A 22,631-nucleotide genomic window follows, 5' to 3' on the forward strand; every position below is an offset into this window, starting at 1 on the left:
GTGACAACTCCCGTGCCGGAGCCGTCCGCCGCAAGGTTCAGGACGAGTGCACGGACGAGGAAATCCGTGCGGCTTCAGTCCGCATCCCAGAGGTCCTTCATCCGGAATCCCACCCGCGATCCCTCGGCGCAGCAGCCGGATAGCGGGCGCACAGAACATCGGTCATCCCATCACCGTGCATCGGAAAGGCTGTCCCGTGATAACTGCTGAAGAAGTATGTGTCCGCATTGCCAAGAAGCTCGGCAGCAAGGCGAATTCGTACACCTTGAACGAGGACACCTCCTTTGACTCCGTGGGCCTGTCGAGCCTGCAGATCGCCGACATCGTCTACACCATCGAGGACGACCTCGAGATCGAATTCGACGAGAGCAGGGCCGCGAGCGTGAAGACGGTCGCGGATCTGGTGAAGCTCGCCGAGGAGACCAAGCAGGGCAGCGCCGCCGCGTGACGATCCTCGACTACCAGGGCGCCACCGCAGAGTCGATCAAGCATCACTACGACGTCTCCAACGACTTCTTCGCGCTGTGGCTGGACAAGGACCTCACGTACACCTGCGCGCTGTGGGAGGAGGGCGACACGCTCGAAAGCGCCCAGAAGCGCAAGCTCGACCACCTCATCGAGGGGGCGCGGGCGACCGGCGCGCGCCGCGTCCTCGATGTCGGCTGCGGCTGGGGAAGCCTCCTGGATCGGCTGGTGCGCACGCACGGAGTGCAGCAGGCCGTCGGCCTCACGCTCAGCGACAGCCAGGCCGAACGCCTGCGTGAGCTGGCGCTGGAGCGCACCGAGGTGCGGGTGGAGAACTGGCTCGACCACGAGCCGGCCGAGCAGTACGACGCGATCATCTCCATCGGGGCCTTCGAGCACTTCGCGCGCACCGGCCTCTCGCGTGCCGAGCGAGTGGCCGCCTACCGCGAGTTCTTCGAGCGCTGCCGCTCCTGGCTGCCCAAGGGCGGCAGGATCGCACTGCAGACGAACATCAAGGGAAACAACGTCCAGATGGACAAGCGGACCGTACGGGACCTGCTTTTCATCATGGACATCATTTTCCCGGAGTCGGAGATTCCGGCGCTCTCCGAGGTTCTCGAATCGAGCGAGAAGCGCTTTGACGTCGTCCGTCTGCGCAACGACCCGGATCACTACAGCCGCACCTGCCAAGAATGGTACGACCGGTTGCGGGCCAACCGCGATCAGGCCGTGCAGGTGGCCGGTGAGGAAAACGTCGCCAACTACGAGCGGTATCTGAGCTCCACGGTCGGCCACTTCAGGAACCGTCATCTGGGCCTGTCGAGGATCATCCTCGAAGCCGTGTGACCGTCAGCTGCACCGGCGGGTCCTCTCGAGGAGCACTCATTTGAACGCGTACAAGCACGTCGTCTATTGGCACGACACCGAAAAGGTCACCGTCGAGGCTCCTTTGCGCGAGCGCGCCGACTGCGATGTCTGCATCGTCGGCGGCGGATTCACCGGGCTGTGGACCGCCTATTTCCTCAAAGAGGCCGAGCCCGCGCTCGACATCCGCATCGTCGAGGCCAATTACTCCGGCTACGGTGCCTCGGGCCGCGCCGACGGTTTCGTCACACCAACCATCGGCAAAGACATTCAAGCCTTGGTAGAGGAATTCGGTCTCCAGCGCGCGCTCGAGGCGTCGCAGGCGGTCGGCCGGTCGATCCTGGAGATCGGCAGGTTCGCCCGCAAGAACCGCGTCGACGCGCAGTACGAGGCCAACGACTACCTGATGGTGGCCACCGACGCCGCCCAGCTCAAGCGGCTCGAGCAGGACCGCGCACTCGCCGAGCGGATGGGCGCCGCGCAGGCGGAGATCCTGCCGCGCGAGGAGTCCCAGGCCGTCATCGGCTCACCCGCGGTGCTCGGCAGCATGCGCACCGGCGGCGCGCTGGTCAACCCCTTCAAGCTCTCCCGCGGCATCGCCCGCGTGGTGCGCGAGAAGGGCGTGACCATCTACGACAACTCGCCCTGCCTGCGGGTGGAACCGGGCACACGGCCGACCGTCGTGACCGCCGGCGGGCAGGTCACGGCCGACAAGGTCGTGCTGGCCACCAATGTGCACATGGACGCCTTCCCGCCGTTCCGCAGGAAGGTCATCCCCATCTGGACGTACGCGATGGTGAGCGAGCCGCTCACCGACGCGCAGCTCGGGCGGGTGAACTGGGAGGGCCGCGAGGGCCTGGTCGAGGCCAAGTCGCTGCTGACCTGCGCCCGATTCACGCACGACAACCGCATCATGTTCGCCGGCGGCCCGGCCCCCTACTACTACGGCAGGGACAAGCGGCAGCGGAACATGAACCGGCCCGAGGTCTATCGCGAGATCCACCAGGAGTTCATGCGGTTCTTCCCGATGTGGGGAGACGTCGAGTTCACCTACGCCTACGGCGGGACCGCCGATGTCGTGCGCGACTTCGCCCCGCACTTCGGCCGGCTCGGCAACGGCAACATCCTGTACGGATACGGCTATTGCGGCAACGGCATCGCGGCCACCCACACCGGCGGCAAGGTCCTGCGCGACCTCACGCTCGGCAAGGACACCGACCACACGCGGCTGCTGTTCGTGGACGACGAGCGGCGCAAGCCGCCCGCCTCCTTCCCGCCCGACCCGCTCCTGTACGCCGGAGCGCGTGCCGTGGCACGGCTGATGGACTGGAAGGACGCGCGCGCATGAGCCCCACCCTGAGCAACGGGAGCGGCGCGGCCCGCCCCACCGTCCTGCTGACCGGCGCGTCCGGGGTCGTCGGACGCTCCCTGCTGCGGGAGCCGCGCGGCCCGCGGTTCGTCGTGGCCACCCACAGCACACCGGTGCCCGATGCGGGCGACGCGCGCTCGGTGTCCTTGGACATGACCGCGGAGCGCTTCGGTCTCGACGAGGACAGCTACGCCGCCCTGGCCGCCGAGGTCGACGTCGTCATCCACTCCGCGGGCCTCACCGAGTGGGGCCGCCCCGTCGAGGACTACCGCCCGATCAACATCGAGGGCACCCGGCGGGTCGCCCAGTTCGCCGAACGGGCCGACGCACCCGTCCACTTCATGAGCACGGCGTTCGTCGCCGCGCTCGCGGACAGCGCACCCGTGCCGCTGGGCGCGGACAACGTCTGCCGCAACTACATCGCCTCCAAGCGGCAGGCGGAGCAGGTCCTGCGCGACAGCGGGGCGCGGCACACCGTCTTCCGTCCCACCAACCTCATCGGCGACTCCATCACGGGCTGGACCTCGCAGGGCCAGATCGTGCAGCTGATGTCGGACTGGCTGAGCCGCGGCAAGGCGCCCTTCATCCCCGCCCACCCGGGCATCCGGATGGACTTCGTCCCGCAGGACCTGCTGTCCAAGGCGGTGCTGCGCGCCATCGAACTGGGCGACGACGCGGGCGAGTTCTGGGTGACGTACGGGCCCGAGGCCATGGACATCGAGGACTGCCTAGGGGTGCTGGTCAAGCACGCCGCCGGGCGCGGACGTTCGCTGACGCCGCCGCCGGTGGTGAACGCCGACGAACTCGCCCCGGGTGCCATCGAGAACACCGCCCCGCGCACCCGCTCCTTCCTGTCGGTCCTGCGTGACGTCAGCGAGGTCACCCGGTGCAGCGGCGGTGTGCTGCCCACCTCCATGCCCCAGCTGCGCGAGCGCTACGGCATCCCTCAAGTCGACGACACGACGGCGTACCTGGCGAGCCTGGAGTACGCGGCGGAGCACCTCGGCTAGACCCGACGGCCGGACGGCCCGACGAACGGAAGGACAGTGCTGTGAACGAGGAATGGAACGCGCCGGACCTGGGCGGCAAGGTGGCCGTGGTCACCGGCGCCAGCCGGGGTGTGGGCCGCGGCATCGCGCTGGCACTCGGCGCCGCGGGCGCCACCGTGTACGTCACGGGCCGCAGCACGCGCGACGGCGCGCGCACCGAGGGTCTGCCCGGCACGGTGGACGACACCGCCGACGAGGTCACCGCGCGCGGCGGCAAGGGCATCGCCGTGCGCTGCGACCACGGGGCGGCCGCGGACAACGAGGCGCTCGCCGCCCGCGTCCAGGCCGACCACGGCAAGCTGGACCTGCTGGTCAACAACGCCTGGGGAGGCTACGAACGCTCCTCCGAGGTCCGCTTCGACGCGCCCTTCTGGGACCAGCCGATGTGGCGCTACGACCTGTTCGAGACGTCGCTGCGCGCGCAGTACGACGTCACCCGCCGACTCGTCCCGCTGATGCTGCCCCAGCGGAGCGGCCTGGTCGTGGGCATCAGCTTCTCCGACGGCGACATCTATCTCGGCCAGGTCGGCTACGACGTGTTCAAGTCGGGCTCCGACCGCATGTGCCGGGGCTTCGCCGCCGACCTGCGCAAGAAGGGCGTCGCGGCGCTCTCCCTGCACCCGGGCTTCGTGCGCACGGAGCGGGTGGAGGCGGCCTGGGAGGCGATGGGCGACGGCCCCGCGTCGGTGGTGCACTCCCCGGAGTACGTGGGGCGGGCGATCGCGGCCCTGCTCGCGGACCCCGAGGTGATGGAGCGCACGGGCACGGTGCTCAGCACCGGCGACCTGGCCGTCGAGTACGGCTTCGCCGACGTGGACGGCCGCAGGCCGCCGGCGTTCCGCCTGGAGGGCCGGATGAGCCTGGCGACCCGGATGCACCGGCTGAACAAGGTGGTCAAGTCGGCGGCGGAGCAGTAGGGCGGGCCGGTCCGACGGCGTCCGGCCAGGCCATGTACGTCGTCTCGCCGCGGTCGTTCGAATCACTCGAGAAGCAGTCGGGAGGTACGCATGGTGGGGAGCCGGTCGTGACCCGAGGGATCCCGCAGACGCAGGGCGAGGGCCGCGTGGTGGCCCTCGGGCGCGGGCACGTCGAGTACGGCCCAGCCTTCGGGCACCGGCGGTGTCCAGGGCGGGGCCAGCGCCGCGGCGAGCCCGACGTGATGGGCGCCGACTCCGCCGGGCAGTCCGGTGCCGATCCCTTTGAGGAAGGCTTCCTTGCGTACCCAGCAACCGAGCAGCGCCTCTTGGCGCACCGTCGCGGGCAGGGTGTCCAGGGCGCGCCGCTCGGCGGGGTGCAGACGCCTGGCCAGGCGTTCGAGGCCGGCGCCGGCCAGCTCCAGGGACTCGATGTCGGCCCCGACCGGCGAGGCGGCCAGCGCGTAGAGGACGGCGTCACCGGCGTGCGAGAGCGAGAAGTGCACCCCGGGGTGACCGGCGACGGCGGGACGGCCGTGCGGCTTCTCGCAGCCGGGCATCCCGCACCGCTCGCGGACGAGGACGACGTCCTGGGGAGCGGTCCCCAGCCGGGCGCCGAGCAGCACGCGCAGCCCCACGTGGGACGTGACGAAGCGCGTGCGTGCCGCCGGGTCCTGGAACCCGGCGGCACGCCTGACCTCTTGGGCGTCGAGGACCCCGGTGCGCGCGGCGGCTGCCGCGGCGTGATCCGGAACCCACAGCGTCCACACGTCGACGGCATCGCCCCTGTTCGCCCCGTCGAGCGGATCGTCCGCCGCTCCCACAGGAAGGGACTGAGTCATGAAAGTGCCATTACGCCCTGTCGAGGCCCTGGGAATCGGACCGCAATTCTTCGGACCACTCCGCCGCCAGGAGTGCGGCCTCCACCCGGGACCGCAGCCCCAGTTTCCTCGTGATGCTGGTCAGATGGGCCTTGACCGTCCGCTCCGCGATGCCGAGCCGGCGGGCGAGCTCCCGATTGCCCTCGCCGTCCGGCAGCACGCTGAACACCTCGAGTTCCCGTGGCGTCAGCACCCGCAGGGCGGAACGCTCCACCCTTGCCAGACGGCCGCCGCCGGCCCCTATGCGTGTCTCGACGCCCCCACCGACCTGAATCTCCCCGTTCATGCGTTCTCCCACTCCTCCAGGAACTCGTCACCGAGGGAGGAGCCGTATCGATTTATTAAACACAACCGCCATTCCCCCGTTGACTCGACAGTAAATAAGGCGGCGCCCGAACTGGCCGGTCGCCGTCTGGACTTGCGTGACTCGCACTGTACCCCCATGGCGAGGGCCGTCAGCCGAAAGTGGAATCCATGCACATCCACCTGGGGCCACCCCGGGAGAGGGTGGCGCGGCGGTGACCCGTTCACGCTATTGACCGGCGGGCCCGATGATCGCGATCGTAACTAGTTCAGCGCTCAACACAGCATGGTGGCAGGAGTGTTCACCGCGGTGGGGTGGCCCGGTCCGGCCCCGCGGCGATGGGTGCCGAGGGGCGATCGTGCACCTTTTGAGGCTCGTGCGGAATTCTTTGCAGGGGTGGCGTCGTGCAATCCGCGCCGCAATCCGGCACGCCATGCATTCCTCTCCGCTTCGCGGCCGCGTACGGAGACGGATACGGGTAGGGGAAATTCTTCGTCAAGTGGAATTGACGGCTCCGTGCAGAACGCCGCACGGCATTCAGGGTTCCCGGAGGATCGAATTCTCGGTGCCCTCCGGACCGTCCGCCGCCGCAGACAGCTCGAGGTGACCGCATGTTGTCCAATTCATCTGATCTGGCCGGGTTCGACGCCATGGCCGGCTCCCGGATCGCAGCCGTCGCCGGCGTCCGCCCGGAACGGGTCGTCGGCAACGACGAGCTGGGCAACGGCCTCGGCGTCACGGCCGAGTGGATCGAGCGGCGGGTGGGCGTCCGCGAGCGGCGGTTCGCCGGAGCGGGGGAGACCGTCACGGCGTTGGCGGCCGGCGCGGCGGCCAAGGCGCTCTCGGCGGCGGGCCTCACCCCCGGCGACATCGATCTGCTGGTCCTGGCCACCTGCTCCATGCCTTCGCCCATGCCGAGCGGCGCGGCGTCCGTCGCGGCACTCCTCGGCGTCCCGCACATCGCGGCCTTCGACGTCAACGCGGCCTGCGCGGGCTTCTGTTACGCCCTCGGCGTCGCAGACGGCCTCATCCGCTCCCGCACCAGCCGCCGCGCCCTGGTCATCGGGGCCGAGCGGATGACCGACTGGGTGGACCCGCACGACGTGGACACCGCCACCGTCTTCGCCGACGGGGCCGGTGCCGCGGTCGTCGTCGCCGCGGAGCAGGCGGGTATCCACCCGGTGGAGTGGGGCGGGGACGGCGACAAGGCCGGACTGATCGCCATCCCCGACCGGCACGGCAGCGTGACCATGCAGGGCCGGGCCGTCTACCGCTGGGTGACCTCGGAGCTCGCCGCGGTGGCGGCTGCGGCCTGCGCACGCGCCGGCATCGCCCCGGCCGACCTCAAGGGCTTCGTGACGCACCAGGCGAACCTGCGGATGATCGAACGCCTGGCGACGAGCCTCGGCGCCACGAACGCCGCCGTGGCCCGCGACATCGTGGAGACCGGCAACACCTCGGCGGCCTCCGTCCCCCTGGCCCTGACCCGCCTGATCGACCTCGGCCAGGTCCGCCCCGGCGACCCGATCCTCCTGATGGGCTTCGGCGCGGGCCTCAGCTACGCGGCCCAGGTGATCGCCTGTCCTTGACGGGGCGAACCGAACGGGGCGTTCGCGGTCCGTTCCGCCGCGACCCCGCGCAGCTGGGAGGCGGACTCCACCAACGACATGTCCGCGCTGACCGTCGACGCCGACAGGAACGGCAAGAAGCTCACCGACGTCGTGGGTGTCCAGGACATCGCCTTCAACCGTCCCGTCGGCGGCACCGTCTCCTCGTCACCACCGGCAAGGGCGTCCTGGTCTCGGTCAACAGCTCGCTGGACTCCCTGACCCCGACCAAGATGTACGGAGAGGTGTGGGGAGCCACGGCCAAGAAGGTGTACGACCGGGCCCAGCAAGGCTGAGGGCGGCCCGGCAGCCCCGCCGTCAGACCGGTTCGGGCTGGGGTTCGGGTCGGAGCGCCGGTGCGGCCTCGGGTTCCCACCGCCTGGTGGTCCGTACGTAGCCGTAGATCACCGAGACCATCGCCAGGACGAGGAGGGGGCCGAACACCTCGGGGTGTCTGGCCATGTCCATCGGTAGATAGCGGTAGGACACCAGGAGCGCGGCGAAGACCGCGGTGCCGTAGGCGACCAGCTGGACGCCTTGCCGGTCCCAGCCGCGGTCGAAGGAGCGCAGGGCGGCCTCGACCGTGAGCGCGAACACCACACCGGCGATGAGGTCCACGCCGTAGTGGTAGCCGAAGCCCAGTGTCGCGCCGAGCGTGGCGATCATCCAGAACGCCCCTGCGAAACGCAGAAGGAGTGGGCCCTTGCGGGAGTGGATGAAGATCGCGACGGCCCACGCGGTGTGCAGGCTGGGCACGCAGTTGCGCGGGGTGATGCCGTCGTAGGGCACCGGGTGCGGAAGGGTGAGCGGGGGCGGTGTGTGCGGCCACAGGTTGGCCACCGCCCACTGCACGCCGCCGGTGCCGGAGGTGCCGGGACCGTAGGCGAAGATCGGCCCGACCACCGGGAAGATCATGTAGACGGCCGGTCCGAGCAGACCGATCACCAGGAAGGTGCGCACCAGGTGGTGGCGCGGAAAGCGCTGCTCGGCTGCCACGTTGCGCAGCTGGTACAGGGCGACGGCGACCGCGGCCACCGCGAGCTGGGCGTAGACCAGGTCGAGGACATGGGCGCCCGGGCCGATGGCGTCGAGCATCCGGCCCGCCAGCCATGACGGGTTGCCCAGCGCGTGATCGGCGGTCGCCACATACGGGTCGAGAACGGTCGGGCGGGTCTTCGCCGTGATGAGCAGCCAGGTGTCACCGGTCTTGCGGCCGGCCACCAGGAGCAGGCCCAGGCCGACGCCCTTCAGGAGCAGGACACGTTCCTGGCCGGTGCGGCGCGTGATCGCGAAGACCGCACAGCCCAGCATCGCCCACAACGCGCCGTTGCCGAAGAACTGGCCCTCGGGCACGTGGACGTCGAGAGCCCACCGCACCAGCACGAAGACGATGTCGATGCCGATCGCGGCACCGGCCGCGATGAACCGTTGCCGCCAGGTGAGCACCACCATCATCAGCGCCAGGCCGCCGTACAGCGGGCCGGGCTTGGGCGGGAACAGCACCTCGCGCGCCTGGTTGGTGATCGGCCCCGGAACGCCGCCGTAGTGACGCGCGGCGATCTCCAGTGCGATCAGGAATCCGAGGGCGACCACACACGCCGTGGCCCACAGGATCGTCCGTGGTCGGCGCCACGCGGTGGACCTGATCGTGCGGCCTGTTCGTGAAAGGGCCCGCGGAGCCGTAGGTATCAATTGTCTGACCGATTTACTAGGAGATGTTTGTTCAGATGCCCCTTCGTGCCGTACGGCGTGGTTCCCCGGTGAAGGAAGGGTGATGGGGCCCTGGTTGCGAGGCTGATCATGCCATCGGGGCTGAGGACCCCACTGCCCCGGCACCCCTCCCGTCTCCTCGCAGGCCTGACCAGCCGTCGTGACGACAGGCAAGACGTGGTGAGAGGCGGGTGAGGTTCCCCGGAGACGGTGGAGATGGCGGAGACGGCGGAGACGGTGTCGGCCGTCTGTCGGAGGGCTGTAGAGCCGTCGTCGGTGGCCTGTCGGCGGGTCCTGGCACCTTGCCGTCAACGACCCCCGCAGATCACCAGGCGGTCCCGACCCCCGAGGAGCTCTCCCATGGACACCCCCGTCACGATCATCGGCGCCGGGCTCGGCGGCCTCACGCTGGCCCGCGTCCTGCATGTCCACGGCATACCGGCGACGGTGTACGAGGCCGAGACCTCCCCGGCGGCGCGTTCGCAGGGCGGGATGCTCGACATCCACGACTACAACGGCCAACTCGCCCTCGAAGCGGCCGACGTGATGGACGCATTCCGTGGCCTCGTCCTGGAGGGCCGCCAGGCCATGCGGGTCCTGACCCGGACGCCACCGTCCTGCACGAGATCGCCGACGACGGCACGGGCGGCCGCCCCGAGGTACTGCGCGGCGAACTGCGCCGGATGCTGCTCGACTCACTTCCGGCCGGCACCGTCCGGTGGCGCCACAAGGCCAGCGGCGTCCGCGCCCGGCCGATAGCGCCGGCCCTGCTGCCAGAGCGGCTCCCAGTATGACGCGGTGGTGCCTGCTGACACGGTGATCCCTTCGGGAGGGGGTTCACGGACGGTCGGGTACGGAAGCCTCGTCGCGAAGGTGCACCAGTCCGCAGAGCTCCTGACGCTTCAGGAGTGCATGGACACCAGTTTCGGGTGTGAGTCGTCCCCAAGACCTGGCGATGCGTGTCACCACGCCTCCGATTCCGGAGCGGTTCTGTCGGAGATCGTGGTCTCGCCCGCCTTGGCCCGTACCCGCAGGGCCAGGAGCGGGAAGACGAGGACGGAGACCATGGCGGCGCCCACCAGAGCGGCGGCCTCGCCCTTCTGCAGGACCCCCTCGTCCAGGCCGATCGTGGTGATGGCGACGACGAGCGGCAGGCAGGTCGAGGAGTACAGGGTCAGGGCCCTGCGGTCGGAGGGGTTCAGGTCGCGTGGTGCCAGTGCGTAGGCAGGGAGCCCTCGTACGACCAGGAACAGGAGCAGGAAGACCGGGAGCAGCAGGAGGGCCCGGCCGCCGTCGAGGAGTGAGGCGAGGTCGAAGTTGATGCCGGTGACGATGAAGAACAGCGGGACGAGGAACCCGAAGCCCATGGCCTCCACCTTGCCCAGGACCTGCTCGGCGCTGTCGGGGGCCGCCCCCTGGAACACGAGCCGGGTCAGCAGCCCTGCCGCGAAGGCGCCGAGGAGAACGTCGAGGCCGAATACGTGCGACAGGGCGAGCATCGCGACGAGGAGCAGCATCACGAAGCGGACGGCGAACTGACCGCTGGTGTGCAGGGTCGTACGGATGATCTGGGCGAACCAGGGTGGGTGGGGGCGCAGCGCCCAGTAGATCGCCGCCGCCGTGATGAGCGCGAAGGCGGCCAGCACCACGGTGGACACCCCCGGATCGCGGCCGCTGAGCAGTACCGCCATGGCGATGATGGGCCCGAACTCGCCGACCGCGCCGAAGGCCATCATCACGGTGCCGAAGCGGCCGCGCAGATCGCCGCTGTCGCGCAGGATCGGCAGGACCGTGCCGAGGGCGGTGCTGGTGAGTGCGGTGCCGATGACCACGCTCTTGGCGAGGTCCATGCCGGTCAGGGCCAGGGCGACGGTCAGTCCCAGGGCGAGGGAGACCAGCCAGGCCCAGACGGAGCGGCGCAGGGTGTCGCCGCGGATGGCCGCGAACTCGATCTCGTACCCGGCGAGAAAGATGAGCATGGACAGGCCCAGCTCCGAGAGCGTGTCGATGACCTCGTCGTGCTGTGCCCAGCCCAGCACGTCGGGGCCGATGAGGATCCCGAGCACGATCTCGAAGATGACCAGGGGGATGCGGGCCCAGCGGCGGGCTCCGTGCGCCAGCAGGGGCGCGAGCACGGCGACGGCCATGATCAGGATGAGCGTTCCCGGATGTGTCATGCCGCCCCCCGCTTCCGCGTGCGGTTCCGCGATGTCCCTTCACGCATGGCCGGTCAGTCCTTGGCGGCCGCGGCCTTGGCGTCGACGATGCCCAGGCCCAGTTTGGCGAGGCCGTCCGGGTTCTTCGCCGTGCCGCGGATGGCCGCCATGATCTGGTCCGGGGTGCGGTCCTGCTGGTGCAGGAGGGCCGCGACGGCGGAGACGTAGGGGGCGGCCATGGAGGTGCCGTCGAGCTCGCCGTAGCCGCTGTCGTCCTTCAGGGTCTCCTTCGTCCTGTACGTCGGGAGGGTGGAGAGGATGCCGACGCCGGGCGCCGAAACTGCCTGCTGCGCACCGAAGTTGGAGAAGTCGGCGGGCTTGCCGTCCTGGTCGCTCGCGCCGACGACCAGGACGGGTGTGTCGACCTTGTAGGGCTGGAGCGCTGTGCCCTCGTTGCCCGCAGCGGCTACCACGACCGCGCCCTTGTCGTGGGCGTGCGTAATGGCCTGGTTGAGGACGCCGCCCTTGAGGAGGCGTGCCATCAGGCCGCTTTCCCCCAGGGAGAGGTTGATGACGTCGGCGCCGTGGTCGGCGGCCCAGACGATGCCCTTGGTGATGTCCGCGTTGTCGCCGGTACCGCCCGCTCCGAGCACCCGCACCGGCATGATCTTGGCGCCGGGGGCGCCGCCCGCGATGCCGACTCCGTTGTCGGTGTGGGCGGCCGCGATACCCGAGACGTGTGTGCCGTGGCCGTTCATGTCCTTGGGCTCGTCGTCGCCGTCCACGAAGTCGTGGCCGTCGACCAGGCGGCCCTTGAGGTCGGGGTGGTCGAGGTCGGCGCCGGTGTCGACGACGGCGATGACCGTGTCGTCCCCCTTGGTCTCGCCCCACGCGTCGGGCAGCTTCAGCGCGTCGAGTGCCCACTGCTGATCCCGCATCGGATCGGGCTCGCTGTCCTCGCCGCACGCGGTGGCGAGAAGCAAGGTGGCGGAAAGGGCGGCGAGGAGTCGTGTACGGGTGCGCATGGTCCGAGCGTCGGGGTGGCGGGGACGTACCGCATGTGGGGGCGGACCGTGCGGGCGATCCGTGGCGGCGGAGCGCCGTGTGGCTGGCCGCGCCAGGGGTGTTGTGCTACCCGTGCTGACCGGCGCAGGGCCAGGTCGGACTGCGCGCAGTGGCCAGGTCGGACCGTCCGGATTCGTCAGGACGGACTGCGGGGCAGATCCCAGACGACTCGTTTCTCGCGGGGGCCGCGTACGAGCCCCTTGGTCTGGGCGAAGATCGCGGCGAGGGCGTTGATGGTCCAGTAGGCCAGGGGATAGAGCGGCAGCAGCAGGCACGCGTACGGGAGTTTCGGGTCGAGGCGGAGTTCGACCGCTGTGGCGACGGCGATCTGGAGCATGGCGATGACCGCGATGCCCACGCCCCACGCCAGCATCCACTGGAACTTGGTGTCCTCGGGGAAGCGGATCCAGTGGACGACGCCGTACACGGTGGCGACCAGCATGGTGAGCACCCAGACGTAGGACAGCAGGGCTTCCAGGGCGATCGGCCACAGGGCCATGTGCCGCGGGTGGCAGATCCGGCGGCCGTGGGTGCGCAGGACCTCGCCCTGACCGCGGGCCCAGCGGGTGCGCTGCGCCCAGATGCCGCGCACGGTCTGTGGGACCTCCATCCCGACGAGCGCGTTGGGCTCGAAGCCGGTGAGATGCCCGGCCTCCAGGAGCCGCCAGGTGAGTTCGATGTCCTCGGTGGCCATCTGCGCGTCGTAGCCGCCGACGGCCAGGACGGCGTCCCGGCGGAAGAGGCCGAGGACCCCTGCCACGGTGCCCACCCGGCCGGCCAGGGCGTGGGTGCGCCGCATCAGCCCGATCAGCGATGCCGTCTCCAGCATCTGCATGGCGGTGATCACGCCGCCCCGGTTGGTCACGCGCGGGCTGCCGGCGATGGCCGCGTAGCGCGGGGAGCGCATCATCCGGGCAGCGAGGTGGCGCACGGCCTCGGGATGCAGATGGGTGTCCGCGTCGGTGACCAGGACCAGGTCGTGGCGGGCGCGGCGCATGCCCTCGTTGAGCCGGTCCGCCTTGCCCAGGTTGACGCCGTCGTCGAGGACGGTGATGCGGGCGTCGTCACCCGCGGCTGCCCGCGCGGCGGCGACGGTCGCGTCCTTGGAGCCGTCGTTGAGGATCAGCACCTGAAGTTCGGGGTAGTCCACCCGGCGCAGTGCCTCGACGCATCGGGCGATCACCTGCTCCTCGTTGTAGGCCGGGACGAGGACGGTCACCCCCGGCCAGCCGTCGGGCGGGCGGACCGGACCCCGTCCCTCTTCCAGGATCCGGAAGAGGACTCCGCCCACCATCCAGGCGGCGCCGGTCACCACGGGATAGAACGCGAGGAAGACGAGGAGCAGGTCAATGAGGTGCACGTCGCTCCTTCCGGTGCCTCAAGGCGATGCCTCCGGCCAGGGCGATCCCGAAGACGACCCAGGAGATCGCGGTGACGAGCAGAAGACGGCGCAGGATGTAGGTGTGGCCGAGGAGCGCGACCGCGATCGCCCCCGCGACGATCCAGACGAGGGCTCCGAGGAGGAAGGCGACCACCTTCTTCGCCGGAGAGGCGGGGCGGGTGGGTTCGAAACTGACGCTGGGGCGTTCCCTCCGCGCATCCATGGGTGCACCTCCGGATCAAACCTTATGCTCACATTTGTCTCGTTTACCCCTTGGAGGGATGGGCCCCAGCCCCAGCCCCAGCCCCAGCACCAGTGCCCGGGCCCTCGTCCCCTGACCCGGCCGCGGACGCGCCGCCCAGGAACTCCACGACCGCCAGCAGGAGCAGCAGGCACAGGGCGATCCCGACGACGACCCAGCCCGTCGGGTAGGACCACAGCAGGTAGACCAGGAGCGCGGCGGCCACCAGCACCCAGGTGATCCAGGTGCGGTAGCGGCGGACGAAAGGACCGACGGGCCCAAGGCGCATCCCGGCGTGGTCCGCGGTGGCCCGCACGGCTCCGATGCCGGAGGTCCACAGGCCGCGCACCAGCCCGGCGCGGCGGCCGCGTCCGGTGAGCCAGGCCGCCAGGGCGATCACGACGCCGAGCGCCACGACCATGCGGACCGTGGTGAACAGGAAGTGGGTCATGGTGTCGTACACCGCCCTGGCCGCGTCCGGCGAGACGTTCGCGGGCAGCCGGTCGAGGTAGAGCACCCGAAAGACGCGCAGCCCGATCCCCAGCAGCCCGGTGGCCACGGCCACGGTCAGCGCCGCGGTGACCAGGGTTCGTCTCTTGCGTACGGAGAGCAGCACGCCGACGGCGACGAGGACCAGGGCGATGACGGGGAGCCAGTTGCCGGCCAGTTGCAGCAGCCGCACATACGTCTTGGCCTTGCCGATGTCGTCCGACCTGACCAGGGTGAAGTCGGTGTGCACCTCGGGGATCTTGCCCGCGACGGTCATCCCCTCGTCGACGAGGCGCTCCTTGACGCGGTCGACGAGCGGCGCCAGATCGAGGGTGACCGTGTCGTCCTCCAGCTTCACCGCGCCGCCGCCGCTTCCGGTCAGCGCCTTGTCGAGCGAGCTGTGGGCCTGCCGGTTGACCTGCTTCCAGATGGTCTCGAACGCCTCCGACCCGGCCACGGCACGTGCCTTGTCGTGCACGAAGCTGCGGACGGCGCTCTCCAGGGAGTCGCCGAGCTTCCCCAGGGCCTTCTCCAGGCGCGGCCGGTCGGCGGCGGGGGCGTCGGACAGCAGGGTGGCCAGGTCGATACGGGTCATCAGCGCGTCCGTGGCCCGGTCGGCGACGGCGTCCTGGACAGCGGGGTCGGAGGCGAGCGGGCCGACCGTGTCGACATAGCGGTCCGTATCGCCGACTGTGTCGGCCGCCCAGGAGGCGACGACGGCCAGCGGTGCGAGCACACATCCGAGCACGATGAGCACGGCGGCCAGGAAGGACCGGCCGCGGTGCCGGCGGACGCCCTGGACCCGCTCGGACTCCAGAGCCGCCACCCGGTTGCGCAGCGCCTTCAGCTCGGCCCGTTCGTCCGGACCGGTGGGCTCCTCGGCGTCCGCCACGGCTGGCCTCCTCGTCGGTGTCACTGCCCTGACTGCAAGGGGACCTGCCGTGACGCCGTTCGGCGCGACGGGTTGCGCCGGACGGGTACGGCTACAGGCCGGTCAGAGCAGTCCCGGGTGCGTGAGGAGTGACGATTCGCCCGGGTCGGTCAGCGGGTTCGGCGGGTGTTCCAGAGGGGGAGTTGCTCGAAGAGGGTGACGGCGTCCTCGTTCCAGTGCCGGTGCCAGGACGTGGCTTCGGCTGCTGCGGCGTGGGCGTAGCGGTCGATGGTCGTCTGCAGGCGGGTGTGGACGTCGCGGCGGTGGGCGATGTCGCGGATGCGGTCGAGGGTCTCCGGCGTGCAGTGCGGATCGCCGAGAGCGGCCTTGACGGTGTCGTGCTCGTCGCCGCTGGTGGCCGCAAGGAGGTCTCGGGTCAGGTAGGTGTGGCGGCCGGCCCGCAGGTCGGCGCCCTCGGGCTTGCCGGTGATGGCGGGGTCGCCGAAGAGGTCGAGGTAGTCGTCGCGTATCTGGCCGCTGAGACCCGCCAGTCGGGCATAGCGGCGCAGGCTCTCCTCGTGCTCCGCCAGGTCCTGCCCCGCGGCCAGCAGACCGAGGCGCAAGGGGGCCAGGATGGTGTAGCGCGAGGTCTTGTACTCGCACACCGTCTCCAGCAGCTCGTCATCGCCTGAGGGGTGCACGTCGCGTTCGAGGTCGAGGACCTGGCCGATGACGGTGTCCGTCGTCACCCCGAGCTGAACGTCGAGCATGGCCTGCTTGCGGTCGGCGGGCAGGTCGGCCTGGAACAGCACCCGCAGGGCGAGGAACCCGGCGAGATCACCCGCCATCATGGCCATCCCCAGCGCGGCCTGCGGATGGTGCGGGAGATCCTCACGGCATGCGTAGTACGTCGAAGGGCCCCCGCGGCGCATCGGCGAGTCGTCCATGATGTCGTCGAGGATGAGCGCGTGGCTGTGGAGCAGCTCAAGGCTCAGCGCGGCTTCCGCCAGCCCCGGTATCTCCTCCCGGGTGACGAGCCCCGCCGCCTCGTAGAGCAGGGCGACCCGCACCCGCTTCCCGCCGCGCAGCGACAACTGCGCAAGGAGTTCAAGGCATCGCGGCGCGAAGCGGCCCAGCTGGGCACCGTTGAGGTCACCGGCGAGCTCGGCGAAGTACTTCTCGAAGGACGCGTCGAACCGCTGCTGGTGACCGGCGGCACGCTCCAGGGCGCTGCGAGCAAGGCTGTTCATGATGGTGCGGGCCGACCTTCCGTCATGGATACGGGTGGCCAGCCTGTCATTCGACGGGGAGGGCGAGAGATCGCCCCCCACCACCTACAACCCCCACCACCTACAACCCCCACCCTCAAAAACCTTCACCAGCTACGGCCTCCACCTTCCACGGCCCACGAGCGAGAGTGTTCTCCTGCTGATTCGCGCGCGATGAGGAGTGGGCACATGGCGGTTGCCGAAGCATGGGAGAAGATCGAGCGATGGATCGCCCAGCAGGCCCCGGAGGAAGACCCTCTGCCGGGGCCGTGCACCAGGCGTGACCTCGACCGGCTGTACGACCGGATCGGAGGGAGGCTCCCGAAGGACGTGGAGGAGTCGCTGTTGCGGCACGATTACGCACGCGAAGACGACCGCAATCTCCGCGCGGGGGACAAGGCCTTCCTCGTTCCCGTGACGGAGCTGAGTGTCACCAAGGGGCTTGTCGACATCAGGACGGGGCAACTCGGCTGGTGGGACATCGAGCAGGGCTACATGCCGCCCGATGGCCCTCTTGACGCCTCGCTGTCCGCCGTTCTCGAGTTCGTCGGGAACGTGCTGGCCTCCCCACCGCCTTGGATCGCGATATTGCCGGGGGACGAGGAATGGGAGGCGACAGATGTGGACCCCGACTTCCCAGGAACCCTTCAATGGACAGAGGAACTACCCGGCGGCGGCACAGTGGAGTGGGACATGGAACGGCTGAACCGCGAGTTCGGGTTCGGGAACGACTGACCAGCCGTCGATCTCCTACGACGGTCCGTCGGCCAGGTCCTCCCACCTCACCCCGGGTGGCCGGGGGTGAGGTCGGTGACATCGCTCAGCCGGAGCAGTGGGGCGTGCGGTGTCGAGTCGGCGCCTGACTCAACTGGTGTGAGATGAAAGCCCATATGGTCTCCCCAGTCGGCCTTCCGCTCGATCCTGCCCACCCACCAGGCACACGCCTCCGTGAGGATCGGCACGCCATCCTTGCTCGGCTGCCACTGGACACGGGCGAACTTGTCGACGCGGTCGCCGCACTCACCGCCGAACAGCCGCGCCAGCTGGTGTTGGTCCCGCCTGAGCAGATGCACTCCGAGGAATGAGGCGCGGTTGGCCACCTGGTACGTGTGGTTCATCTGAGACAGCCACACCACGAAGCGCGGTGGATTCAACGAACACTGCGACGCGAAACCGACCAGGCAGCCCGACGGCACACCGTCCGCTGCCGCAGTAGTCACCACGTACATCGGATAGTCCAGCCGGTCGGTGAAGCCCTCCACAGACACCACAGCGCACTCCCTCCACGCATCCGGCAGCACCCGCCCGCGGTCGGCGCGACGCTCCGTCAGCCGGCGGTCTCCGGCCAGTCCGTTCACCGTTCACCACACACTGCCAGACGGGTACGCCCGCTCAGGCTCGCCCAGGACGAGTCGCAGCCGCCCGGCAGGCCCTGCCGCCCTCTGGTTCTGACGCATGGATGCGGGCATCATCTCCTTGCTCCACCTGCACCACAGCCGTCTCATCGTCAGCACGGTCACCAGCAGGAAGGCACCCCCATGCGCATCCGCTCCGCGCTCACCGCTCTGGCGCTCACCGCAGGCGCCCTGATCGCACCCGGTTTCGGCGTCCTCACCTCGGCCACCGACGCCTTCGCCGCCACCAAGATCAGCCATGCCACCGCGACGTCGATGTTCCGTGAGGTCGGCATCACCTGGTCGTCCTCCGGTGGCTGCTCGAACCGCAACAACCCGACGTGCACCTCCTTCGAGCAGCTCAACCTCGCCAGTGCGCAAGGGGCTCAGACCCTCAAGCGCGCCAGTGGGTGCGCCCTCAACATCACGGGTGGCACGGAGACCGGCCACGCGAGCGGTACGTACTCGCACTGGAACGGATACAAGCTCGACTTCGGCAAGAACACCTGCGTCACGAGCTACGTCAAGAACACCTTCACCTACATCGGCGTACGCGGCGACGGCGCCCCGATGTACAAGTCCGGTTCCGGCAACATCTACGCCGACGAGGGCAATCACTGGGACGTCCTCTACTACAACTGCGGCGGCTGCTGACCTTTCCGAGCCGGACGCGCAGTCCGGCGTCGGGTGCCGCACATTTCCGGGCGATGCGTCTTGCTCCCGCCTTGTCGTGGAAGCGTGGCAGCGCGGGAGCGTGGGAGCGACGACGGCGCCGAGCAGCAGGCGTCAGGCGATCCCGCTGCCGCGCAGCAGCAGCAACGTCACGTCCACCACCGCCACCGCCACGGCCGCCGTGAACGCGGCCTTCTCCCGGCGGCGGCCCAGGACCGTCCCCGTCACCGCGATCACGCAGGCCAGCGCGAGCGCCGTCACTCCCCAGCCGCCGGGGGGACCGGCAGGCCCCAGTGCAAGGACCGCCGACGCCATCACCAGCGGAACGGGCAGCAGCAGCCGCGCGCCGTCCGGGCCCAGGCGGTGCGGCCATCCCCGTACGCCCGTCGCCAGATCGCCGCGGATGTCCGGCAGTACGTCGCCCAGGTGGGCTCCGATGCCCAGTAGCGCCCCTGCGGTGACCACCCACCAGGCCGGCCAAGGCCGTCCCGGAAGTCCCAGCGCCACGAACGCCGGGAGCGCGGCGAACCCGATCGCGTAGGGCGCCCAGGACCATGCTGTCGCCTTGAGACGCAGGTCGTACGCCCATGCCGCGGCCACTCCCGCCAGGTGAACCACCCCGGCCCACAGGCCGCAGGCGAGCGAGAGCGGCACGCACAGTGCCAGCGCGGCACACGCGGCCACCCACACCTCCCGCACGGCGACCGTGCCGTCGACGACGGGTTTGCCACGGCGGCCCGCGGCGATGTCCCGGCGCGCGTCGAACGCGTCGTTGCACCAGCCGACGGACAGCTGGCCGGTCAGCACGGCGGCGGCGATCAGAGCGCACCGCGCGGCGCCCTGGCCGGCGGTCACGGCCAGGGCGGTGATCAAAACGGTGACGGCCACGACGGGCCCGGGGTGGCACGACCCGGCCAGGCCGCCCAGCCGGCCGGCCCACCTCACGGCCATTCCGTCGGCCGTCGACTGCTCGGGGGTGCCCACCCGGCCGATCGTAGGCGGCCCGGCCCCGCCCGGCCGGAGCACGCGCCCTGGACAAGCGGCCGGACGGGCGATCCCTGGTGCGGAAGCACCGGACCGGGGAACAGCTGCAGAGCAACTCACTCCAGTCGGTACACCGGACGGGAAAGATATGACGCGGATCGCCGCCGTTCGCGGTGCGCTCGCACCGCACCGTCACACCCAGTCCGAGGTCACCGACATAGTGGCTCGCACCTGCCTGCCCGAGGGCACCGACCGTCGGGTTCTTGACCGGCTGCACCGCAGCACGAAGGTCCGCTCGCGGCACATGACGCTGCCGCTCGAACGGTATGGGGAGCTGGACGGATTCGGCGCCGCCAACGACGTCTTCATCGCCACCGCCCCCGACCTGGGCGCCAAAGCCGTTCGCGCCGCACTGCACGCGGCCGGTCTGACCGCCGCCGACGTGGATCTGCTGATCTTCACCTCCATCACCGGCATCGCGACCCCCTCGATCGACGCACGGCTGGCCGGCCGCCTGGGGCTGCGGCAGGACGTCAGAAGACTGCCCCTGTTCGGCCTGGGCTGTGCCGGCGGCGCCGCGGGACTGGCCCGCATGCACGACTACCTGCTGGGCCGGCCCGACGACGTGGCGGTCCTGGTGTCGGTCGAACTGTGCTCGCTCACCTTCCAGCGCAACGACGCCTCCATGGCCAACCTGATCGCCACCGGACTGTTCGGCGACGGCGCCGCGGCGGTCGTCGCGTGCGGCGCGGACCGCCGCGACGCGAGCGCGGGTCCGGCGATCGTGGACACCCGCAGCCGCCTGTATCCGGACACCGGGCGCGTCATGGGCTGGGACATCAAGGACTCCGGCTTCCAGGTCGTCCTCGACCCGACGGTTCCCGATGTGGTGCGCCGTCACCTCGCCGACGACGTCGAGGGGTTCCTCGCGGAGCACGGCCTGAAGCCGAAGGACGTGACCGCCTGGGTGTGCCATCCGGGTGGCCCCAAGGTCCTGCATGCCGTCACCGAGGCACTCGATCTGCCCGACGAGGCGCTCGACGTGACCTGGCGTCACCTGGCCGACGTGGGCAACCTGTCCTCCTCGTCGGTGCTCCACGTACTGCGCGACACCCTGGCCGAACGCCACCCGCCGCCCGGCACACCGGGGGTGCTCCTGGCGATGGGACCCGGCTTCGCCTGCGAACTGGTCCTGCTGCGCTGGTAGTTCAGCGGTCGTGGTCGGGTTGCGCACTCAACGGGTCCGGCAATCAGTGGGGCGAACAGTCAAAGGGCCGGACGGGCGAAGGGCAAAGGACACATGATCTGGTACGGACTGCTGGTGGCCGCCGTCGCGGCCGAGCGCGTCGCCGAACTCGGCGTAGCCCGCCGCAACGAGCGGTGGAGCGCCGCCCGCGGCGCGACCGTGGCCGGGCAGGGTCACTACCCGGCGATGGTCGCCCTCCATACCGGCCTGCTGATCGCCTGCCCGGTTGAGGTGTGGCTGGCCGACCGGCCCTTCGTGCCCGCCCTGGCCTGGCCGATGCTGGTCGTGCTCGCGGCATCCCAGGCGCTGCGGTGGTGGTGCATCCGCACCCTGGGACCCCGTTGGAACACCCGGGTGATCGTCGTCCCCGGGCTGCCCTTGGTGACGGGCGGCCCCTACCGGTGGCGGTGGCTGCGGCATCCCAACTATGTGGCCGTCGTGGCCGAGGGCGTGGCCCTGCCCCTGGTGCACACCGCGTGGGTCACCGCGGCCGTGTTCACGGTCCTCAACGCCGGCCTGCTCACCGTGCGCGTCCGCTGTGAGAACCGGGCCCTGACAGCTTCGACCACCCCGGCCACCCCGGCCACCCCGGCCACGCCGTCCACGACCCTTCCGGCGTGATCGACGTACTGGTGGCCGGCGGTGGTCCGGCCGGTCTGGCCGCCGCCATCCACGCCGCGCTGGCCGGCCTCAAGACCGTGGTCGTGGAACCCCGCACAGGGCCGGTGGACAAGGCCTGTGGCGAAGGGGTCATGCCCGGCGGCGTCGCCGCACTTGAGGCACTGGGCGTCGAGGTCACCGGCCGTGAACTGCGGGGCATCCGCTACGTGGACGGCTCCAGGGCCGCCGAGGCGTCCTTCCGCGACCGCGGCGGGCTGGGCATCCGCCGTACGACACTGCACTCCGCCCTGCACCAGCGTGCGCTGGGCCTCGGCGTGCGGATGCTTCGGGGCAAGGTCGGCGAGGTGCGCCAGAGCGCCGAGACGGTCACCGCCGCCGGGACCACGGCCCGTTGGCTGATCGCCGCCGACGGCCTGCACTCGCCGGTGCGCCGGAGCCTGGGGCTTGAACTGCCGGGCCGTGGCCGCCCGCACCGCCGCTACGGACTGCGGCGGCACTACCGCGTCGAGCCGTGGACGGACTTCGTGGAGGTCCACTGGTCCCGGCACGGCGAGGCCTATGTGACACCGGTCGGCGAGGACCTGGTGGGCGTCGCCGTCCTCAGCCGCACCCGCCGCGGGTTCGACGAGCACCTGGCGGACTTCCCGGCCCTCGCGGCAGCCCTGCGCGGCCCGGCCGCCACCGGTGTGCGCGGCGCCGGGCCGCTGCGGCAGCGCGTACGGTGCCGGGTCGCCGGCCGTGTCCTGCTCGTCGGCGATGCCGCGGGCTATCTGGATGCCGTCACCGGTGAGGGCATCGCCCTTGGTCTGGCGACGGCCGGAGCCGCCGTCCACGCCCTGGCGACGGGACGACCGGAGGAGTACGAGCGTGCCTGGACCCTGTTGACCCGTCGTCACCGGCTGCTGACCGGCGCCCTGCTGGCCGCGAGCCGCCGCCCGGGCACCGCCCGGCTCGTCGTCCCCGCGGCCTCGTGGATGCCCCCGATGTTCTCGGCCGCGGTCCGCGCCCTGCAGTAGGCGCCGGCACGGCGGCGACGCGTGAGGGCGAGGCTTCAGCTCACCGGTCAGACGGAGCAGAGCC

23 protein-coding genes and 1 pseudogene are annotated in these 22,631 nt (G+C 70.4%); 13 read left to right on the forward strand and 11 right to left on the reverse strand.

Annotation, left to right across the window (positions count from 1 at the left end; genetic code table 11):
- Positions 1–196 precede the first annotated feature (196 nt).
- The 5 genes from ACZ6ZP_RS26290 to ACZ6ZP_RS26310 are packed head-to-tail and all read left to right on the forward strand — an operon-like array spanning position 197 to position 4,664.
- The gene (locus ACZ6ZP_RS26290) at positions 197–448 is read left to right on the forward strand and encodes an acyl carrier protein (protein WP_383821955.1); all 252 of its coding nucleotides are present in this window, start codon (positions 197–199) and stop codon (positions 446–448) included.
- Entirely contained in the window at positions 445–1,311 is an 867-nt protein-coding gene (locus tag ACZ6ZP_RS26295; RefSeq protein ID WP_351166118.1) for a cyclopropane-fatty-acyl-phospholipid synthase family protein, read from the forward strand. Before ACZ6ZP_RS26290 ends, ACZ6ZP_RS26295 begins: the two co-directional genes overlap by 4 nt.
- Positions 1,312–1,351: 40 nt before the next feature.
- Positions 1,352–2,677: an NAD(P)/FAD-dependent oxidoreductase gene (locus ACZ6ZP_RS26300; RefSeq protein WP_361465760.1), complete on the forward strand. Its 1,326-nt coding sequence runs from the start codon at positions 1,352–1,354 to the stop codon at positions 2,675–2,677.
- Complete coding sequence (locus ACZ6ZP_RS26305) at positions 2,674–3,708, forward strand: SDR family oxidoreductase (protein ID WP_469408615.1); 1,035 nt, start codon at positions 2,674–2,676, stop codon at positions 3,706–3,708. The genes ACZ6ZP_RS26300 and ACZ6ZP_RS26305 overlap by 4 nt, the downstream gene beginning before the upstream one ends.
- Before the next feature lie 41 nt (positions 3,709–3,749).
- Entirely contained in the window at positions 3,750–4,664 is a 915-nt protein-coding gene (locus ACZ6ZP_RS26310) for an SDR family NAD(P)-dependent oxidoreductase (RefSeq protein ID WP_351166124.1), read from the forward strand.
- 62 nt (positions 4,665–4,726) lie between these two features.
- Here the strand turns inward: ACZ6ZP_RS26310 and ACZ6ZP_RS26315 are convergent, their stop codons facing one another.
- Positions 4,727–5,503 (reverse strand): 4'-phosphopantetheinyl transferase family protein, encoded by a 777-nt coding sequence (locus tag ACZ6ZP_RS26315; RefSeq protein WP_366461746.1) that lies wholly within the window; start codon positions 5,501–5,503, stop codon positions 4,727–4,729.
- A gap of 10 nt (positions 5,504–5,513) precedes the next feature.
- Positions 5,514–5,828 carry a response regulator transcription factor gene (locus ACZ6ZP_RS26320; RefSeq protein ID WP_351166128.1) on the reverse strand — a complete coding sequence of 105 codons (315 nt, stop codon included), beginning with the start codon at positions 5,826–5,828 and terminating at the stop codon, positions 5,514–5,516.
- 668 nt (positions 5,829–6,496) lie between these two features.
- On the opposite strand from ACZ6ZP_RS26320, the gene ACZ6ZP_RS26325 reads away from it, so the two are divergent.
- Together ACZ6ZP_RS26325 and ACZ6ZP_RS26330 are read left to right on the forward strand one after the other, a co-directional pair.
- Positions 6,497–7,435, forward strand: coding sequence for a beta-ketoacyl-ACP synthase 3 (locus tag ACZ6ZP_RS26325; protein ID WP_351166280.1), 939 nt, complete (start codon positions 6,497–6,499; stop codon positions 7,433–7,435).
- A gap of 78 nt (positions 7,436–7,513) precedes the next feature.
- On the forward strand, positions 7,514–7,675 hold the full coding sequence (locus ACZ6ZP_RS26330; RefSeq protein WP_468615585.1) for a hypothetical protein: 162 nt from the start codon (positions 7,514–7,516) through the stop codon (positions 7,673–7,675).
- Between the two features lie 96 nt (positions 7,676–7,771).
- Here ACZ6ZP_RS26330 and ACZ6ZP_RS26335 read toward each other — a convergent pair whose 3' ends face one another.
- Positions 7,772–9,100 (reverse strand): phosphatase PAP2 family protein, encoded by a 1,329-nt coding sequence (locus tag ACZ6ZP_RS26335; protein ID WP_383822165.1) that lies wholly within the window; start codon positions 9,098–9,100, stop codon positions 7,772–7,774.
- 423 nt (positions 9,101–9,523) lie between these two features.
- Here ACZ6ZP_RS26335 and ACZ6ZP_RS26340 point away from each other — a divergent pair.
- Positions 9,524–9,912 (forward strand): annotated as a pseudogene (locus ACZ6ZP_RS26340) (FAD-dependent oxidoreductase); the annotation flags it as partial.
- A gap of 213 nt (positions 9,913–10,125) precedes the next feature.
- Here the strand turns inward: ACZ6ZP_RS26340 and ACZ6ZP_RS26345 are convergent.
- From ACZ6ZP_RS26345 to ACZ6ZP_RS26370, 6 genes are all read right to left on the reverse strand, one after another.
- Positions 10,126–11,340 carry a cation:proton antiporter gene (locus tag ACZ6ZP_RS26345; protein WP_366461744.1) on the reverse strand — a complete coding sequence of 405 codons (1,215 nt, stop codon included), beginning with the start codon at positions 11,338–11,340 and terminating at the stop codon, positions 10,126–10,128.
- Positions 11,341–11,393: 53 nt separating this feature from the next.
- Positions 11,394–12,344 carry a S8 family peptidase gene (locus tag ACZ6ZP_RS26350; RefSeq protein WP_469408618.1) on the reverse strand — a complete coding sequence of 317 codons (951 nt, stop codon included), beginning with the start codon at positions 12,342–12,344 and terminating at the stop codon, positions 11,394–11,396.
- Positions 12,345–12,520: 176 nt separating this feature from the next.
- Positions 12,521–13,744, reverse strand: coding sequence for a glycosyltransferase family 2 protein (locus tag ACZ6ZP_RS26355; protein WP_351166138.1), 1,224 nt, complete (start codon positions 13,742–13,744; stop codon positions 12,521–12,523).
- Positions 13,731–13,988: a hypothetical protein gene (locus tag ACZ6ZP_RS26360; RefSeq protein ID WP_351166140.1), complete on the reverse strand. Its 258-nt coding sequence runs from the start codon at positions 13,986–13,988 to the stop codon at positions 13,731–13,733. Before ACZ6ZP_RS26360 ends, ACZ6ZP_RS26355 begins: the two co-directional genes overlap by 14 nt.
- A gap of 43 nt (positions 13,989–14,031) precedes the next feature.
- Positions 14,032–15,387, reverse strand: a complete 1,356-nt coding sequence (locus tag ACZ6ZP_RS26365; RefSeq protein WP_469408620.1) for a hypothetical protein — start codon at positions 15,385–15,387, stop codon at positions 14,032–14,034.
- Between the two features lie 149 nt (positions 15,388–15,536).
- Complete coding sequence (locus ACZ6ZP_RS26370) at positions 15,537–16,616, reverse strand: polyprenyl synthetase family protein (protein WP_361465737.1); 1,080 nt, start codon at positions 16,614–16,616, stop codon at positions 15,537–15,539.
- A gap of 207 nt (positions 16,617–16,823) precedes the next feature.
- Here ACZ6ZP_RS26370 and ACZ6ZP_RS26375 point away from each other — a divergent pair, with 207 nt between their 5' ends.
- On the forward strand, positions 16,824–17,369 hold the full coding sequence (locus tag ACZ6ZP_RS26375) for an SMI1/KNR4 family protein (RefSeq protein ID WP_383821975.1): 546 nt from the start codon (positions 16,824–16,826) through the stop codon (positions 17,367–17,369).
- Between the two features lie 47 nt (positions 17,370–17,416).
- Here the strand turns inward: ACZ6ZP_RS26375 and ACZ6ZP_RS26380 are convergent, their stop codons facing one another.
- Positions 17,417–17,905, reverse strand: a complete 489-nt coding sequence (locus ACZ6ZP_RS26380) for a flavin reductase family protein (RefSeq protein WP_351166148.1) — start codon at positions 17,903–17,905, stop codon at positions 17,417–17,419.
- A gap of 267 nt (positions 17,906–18,172) precedes the next feature.
- Between ACZ6ZP_RS26380 and ACZ6ZP_RS26385 the strand changes: the two genes are divergently transcribed.
- Positions 18,173–18,682 (forward strand): hypothetical protein, encoded by a 510-nt coding sequence (locus ACZ6ZP_RS26385; protein ID WP_361465732.1) that lies wholly within the window; start codon positions 18,173–18,175, stop codon positions 18,680–18,682.
- A gap of 132 nt (positions 18,683–18,814) precedes the next feature.
- Here the strand turns inward: ACZ6ZP_RS26385 and ACZ6ZP_RS26390 are convergent, their stop codons facing one another.
- Positions 18,815–19,684, reverse strand: a complete 870-nt coding sequence (locus ACZ6ZP_RS26390) for a UbiA family prenyltransferase (protein ID WP_469408623.1) — start codon at positions 19,682–19,684, stop codon at positions 18,815–18,817.
- A 148-nt stretch (positions 19,685–19,832) separates the two neighbouring features.
- Here ACZ6ZP_RS26390 and ACZ6ZP_RS26395 point away from each other — a divergent pair, with 148 nt between their 5' ends.
- From ACZ6ZP_RS26395 to ACZ6ZP_RS26405, 3 genes are all read left to right on the forward strand, one after another.
- Complete coding sequence (locus ACZ6ZP_RS26395) at positions 19,833–20,891, forward strand: type III polyketide synthase (protein ID WP_469408624.1); 1,059 nt, start codon at positions 19,833–19,835, stop codon at positions 20,889–20,891.
- 93 nt (positions 20,892–20,984) lie between these two features.
- A complete protein-coding gene (locus ACZ6ZP_RS26400) occupies positions 20,985–21,551 on the forward strand; it encodes an isoprenylcysteine carboxyl methyltransferase family protein (RefSeq protein ID WP_469408626.1) in 567 nt (188 codons plus the stop codon).
- A complete protein-coding gene (locus ACZ6ZP_RS26405) occupies positions 21,548–22,567 on the forward strand; it encodes an NAD(P)/FAD-dependent oxidoreductase (protein ID WP_469408627.1) in 1,020 nt (339 codons plus the stop codon). Before ACZ6ZP_RS26400 ends, ACZ6ZP_RS26405 begins: the two co-directional genes overlap by 4 nt.
- Positions 22,568–22,631: the final 64 nt, after the last annotated feature.

This window comes from Streptomyces sp. NPDC054047 (genome assembly GCF_055585065.1).

Excerpts from the sequence above, each read along its gene's own strand:
- ACZ6ZP_RS26395 (WP_469408624.1), top strand. The coding sequence starts at position 19,833 with ATGACGCGGATCGCCGCCGTTCGCGGTGCGCTCGCACCGCACCGTCAC.
- ACZ6ZP_RS26370 (WP_361465737.1), bottom strand. The coding sequence starts at position 16,616 with ATGAACAGCCTTGCTCGCAGCGCCCTGGAGCGTGCCGCCGGTCACCAG.
- ACZ6ZP_RS26320 (WP_351166128.1), bottom strand. The coding sequence starts at position 5,828 with ATGAACGGGGAGATTCAGGTCGGTGGGGGCGTCGAGACACGCATAGGG.
- ACZ6ZP_RS26330 (WP_468615585.1), top strand. The coding sequence starts at position 7,514 with ATGTCCGCGCTGACCGTCGACGCCGACAGGAACGGCAAGAAGCTCACC.
- ACZ6ZP_RS26400 (WP_469408626.1), top strand. The coding sequence starts at position 20,985 with ATGATCTGGTACGGACTGCTGGTGGCCGCCGTCGCGGCCGAGCGCGTC.
- ACZ6ZP_RS26345 (WP_366461744.1), bottom strand. The coding sequence starts at position 11,340 with ATGACACATCCGGGAACGCTCATCCTGATCATGGCCGTCGCCGTGCTC.
- ACZ6ZP_RS26325 (WP_351166280.1), top strand. The coding sequence starts at position 6,497 with ATGGCCGGCTCCCGGATCGCAGCCGTCGCCGGCGTCCGCCCGGAACGG.
- ACZ6ZP_RS26375 (WP_383821975.1), top strand. The coding sequence starts at position 16,824 with ATGGCGGTTGCCGAAGCATGGGAGAAGATCGAGCGATGGATCGCCCAG.
- ACZ6ZP_RS26360 (WP_351166140.1), bottom strand. The coding sequence starts at position 13,988 with ATGGATGCGCGGAGGGAACGCCCCAGCGTCAGTTTCGAACCCACCCGC.
- ACZ6ZP_RS26315 (WP_366461746.1), bottom strand. The coding sequence starts at position 5,503 with ATGACTCAGTCCCTTCCTGTGGGAGCGGCGGACGATCCGCTCGACGGG.
- ACZ6ZP_RS26350 (WP_469408618.1), bottom strand. The coding sequence starts at position 12,344 with ATGCGCACCCGTACACGACTCCTCGCCGCCCTTTCCGCCACCTTGCTT.
- ACZ6ZP_RS26385 (WP_361465732.1), top strand. The coding sequence starts at position 18,173 with ATGCGCATCCGCTCCGCGCTCACCGCTCTGGCGCTCACCGCAGGCGCC.
- ACZ6ZP_RS26305 (WP_469408615.1), top strand. The coding sequence starts at position 2,674 with ATGAGCCCCACCCTGAGCAACGGGAGCGGCGCGGCCCGCCCCACCGTC.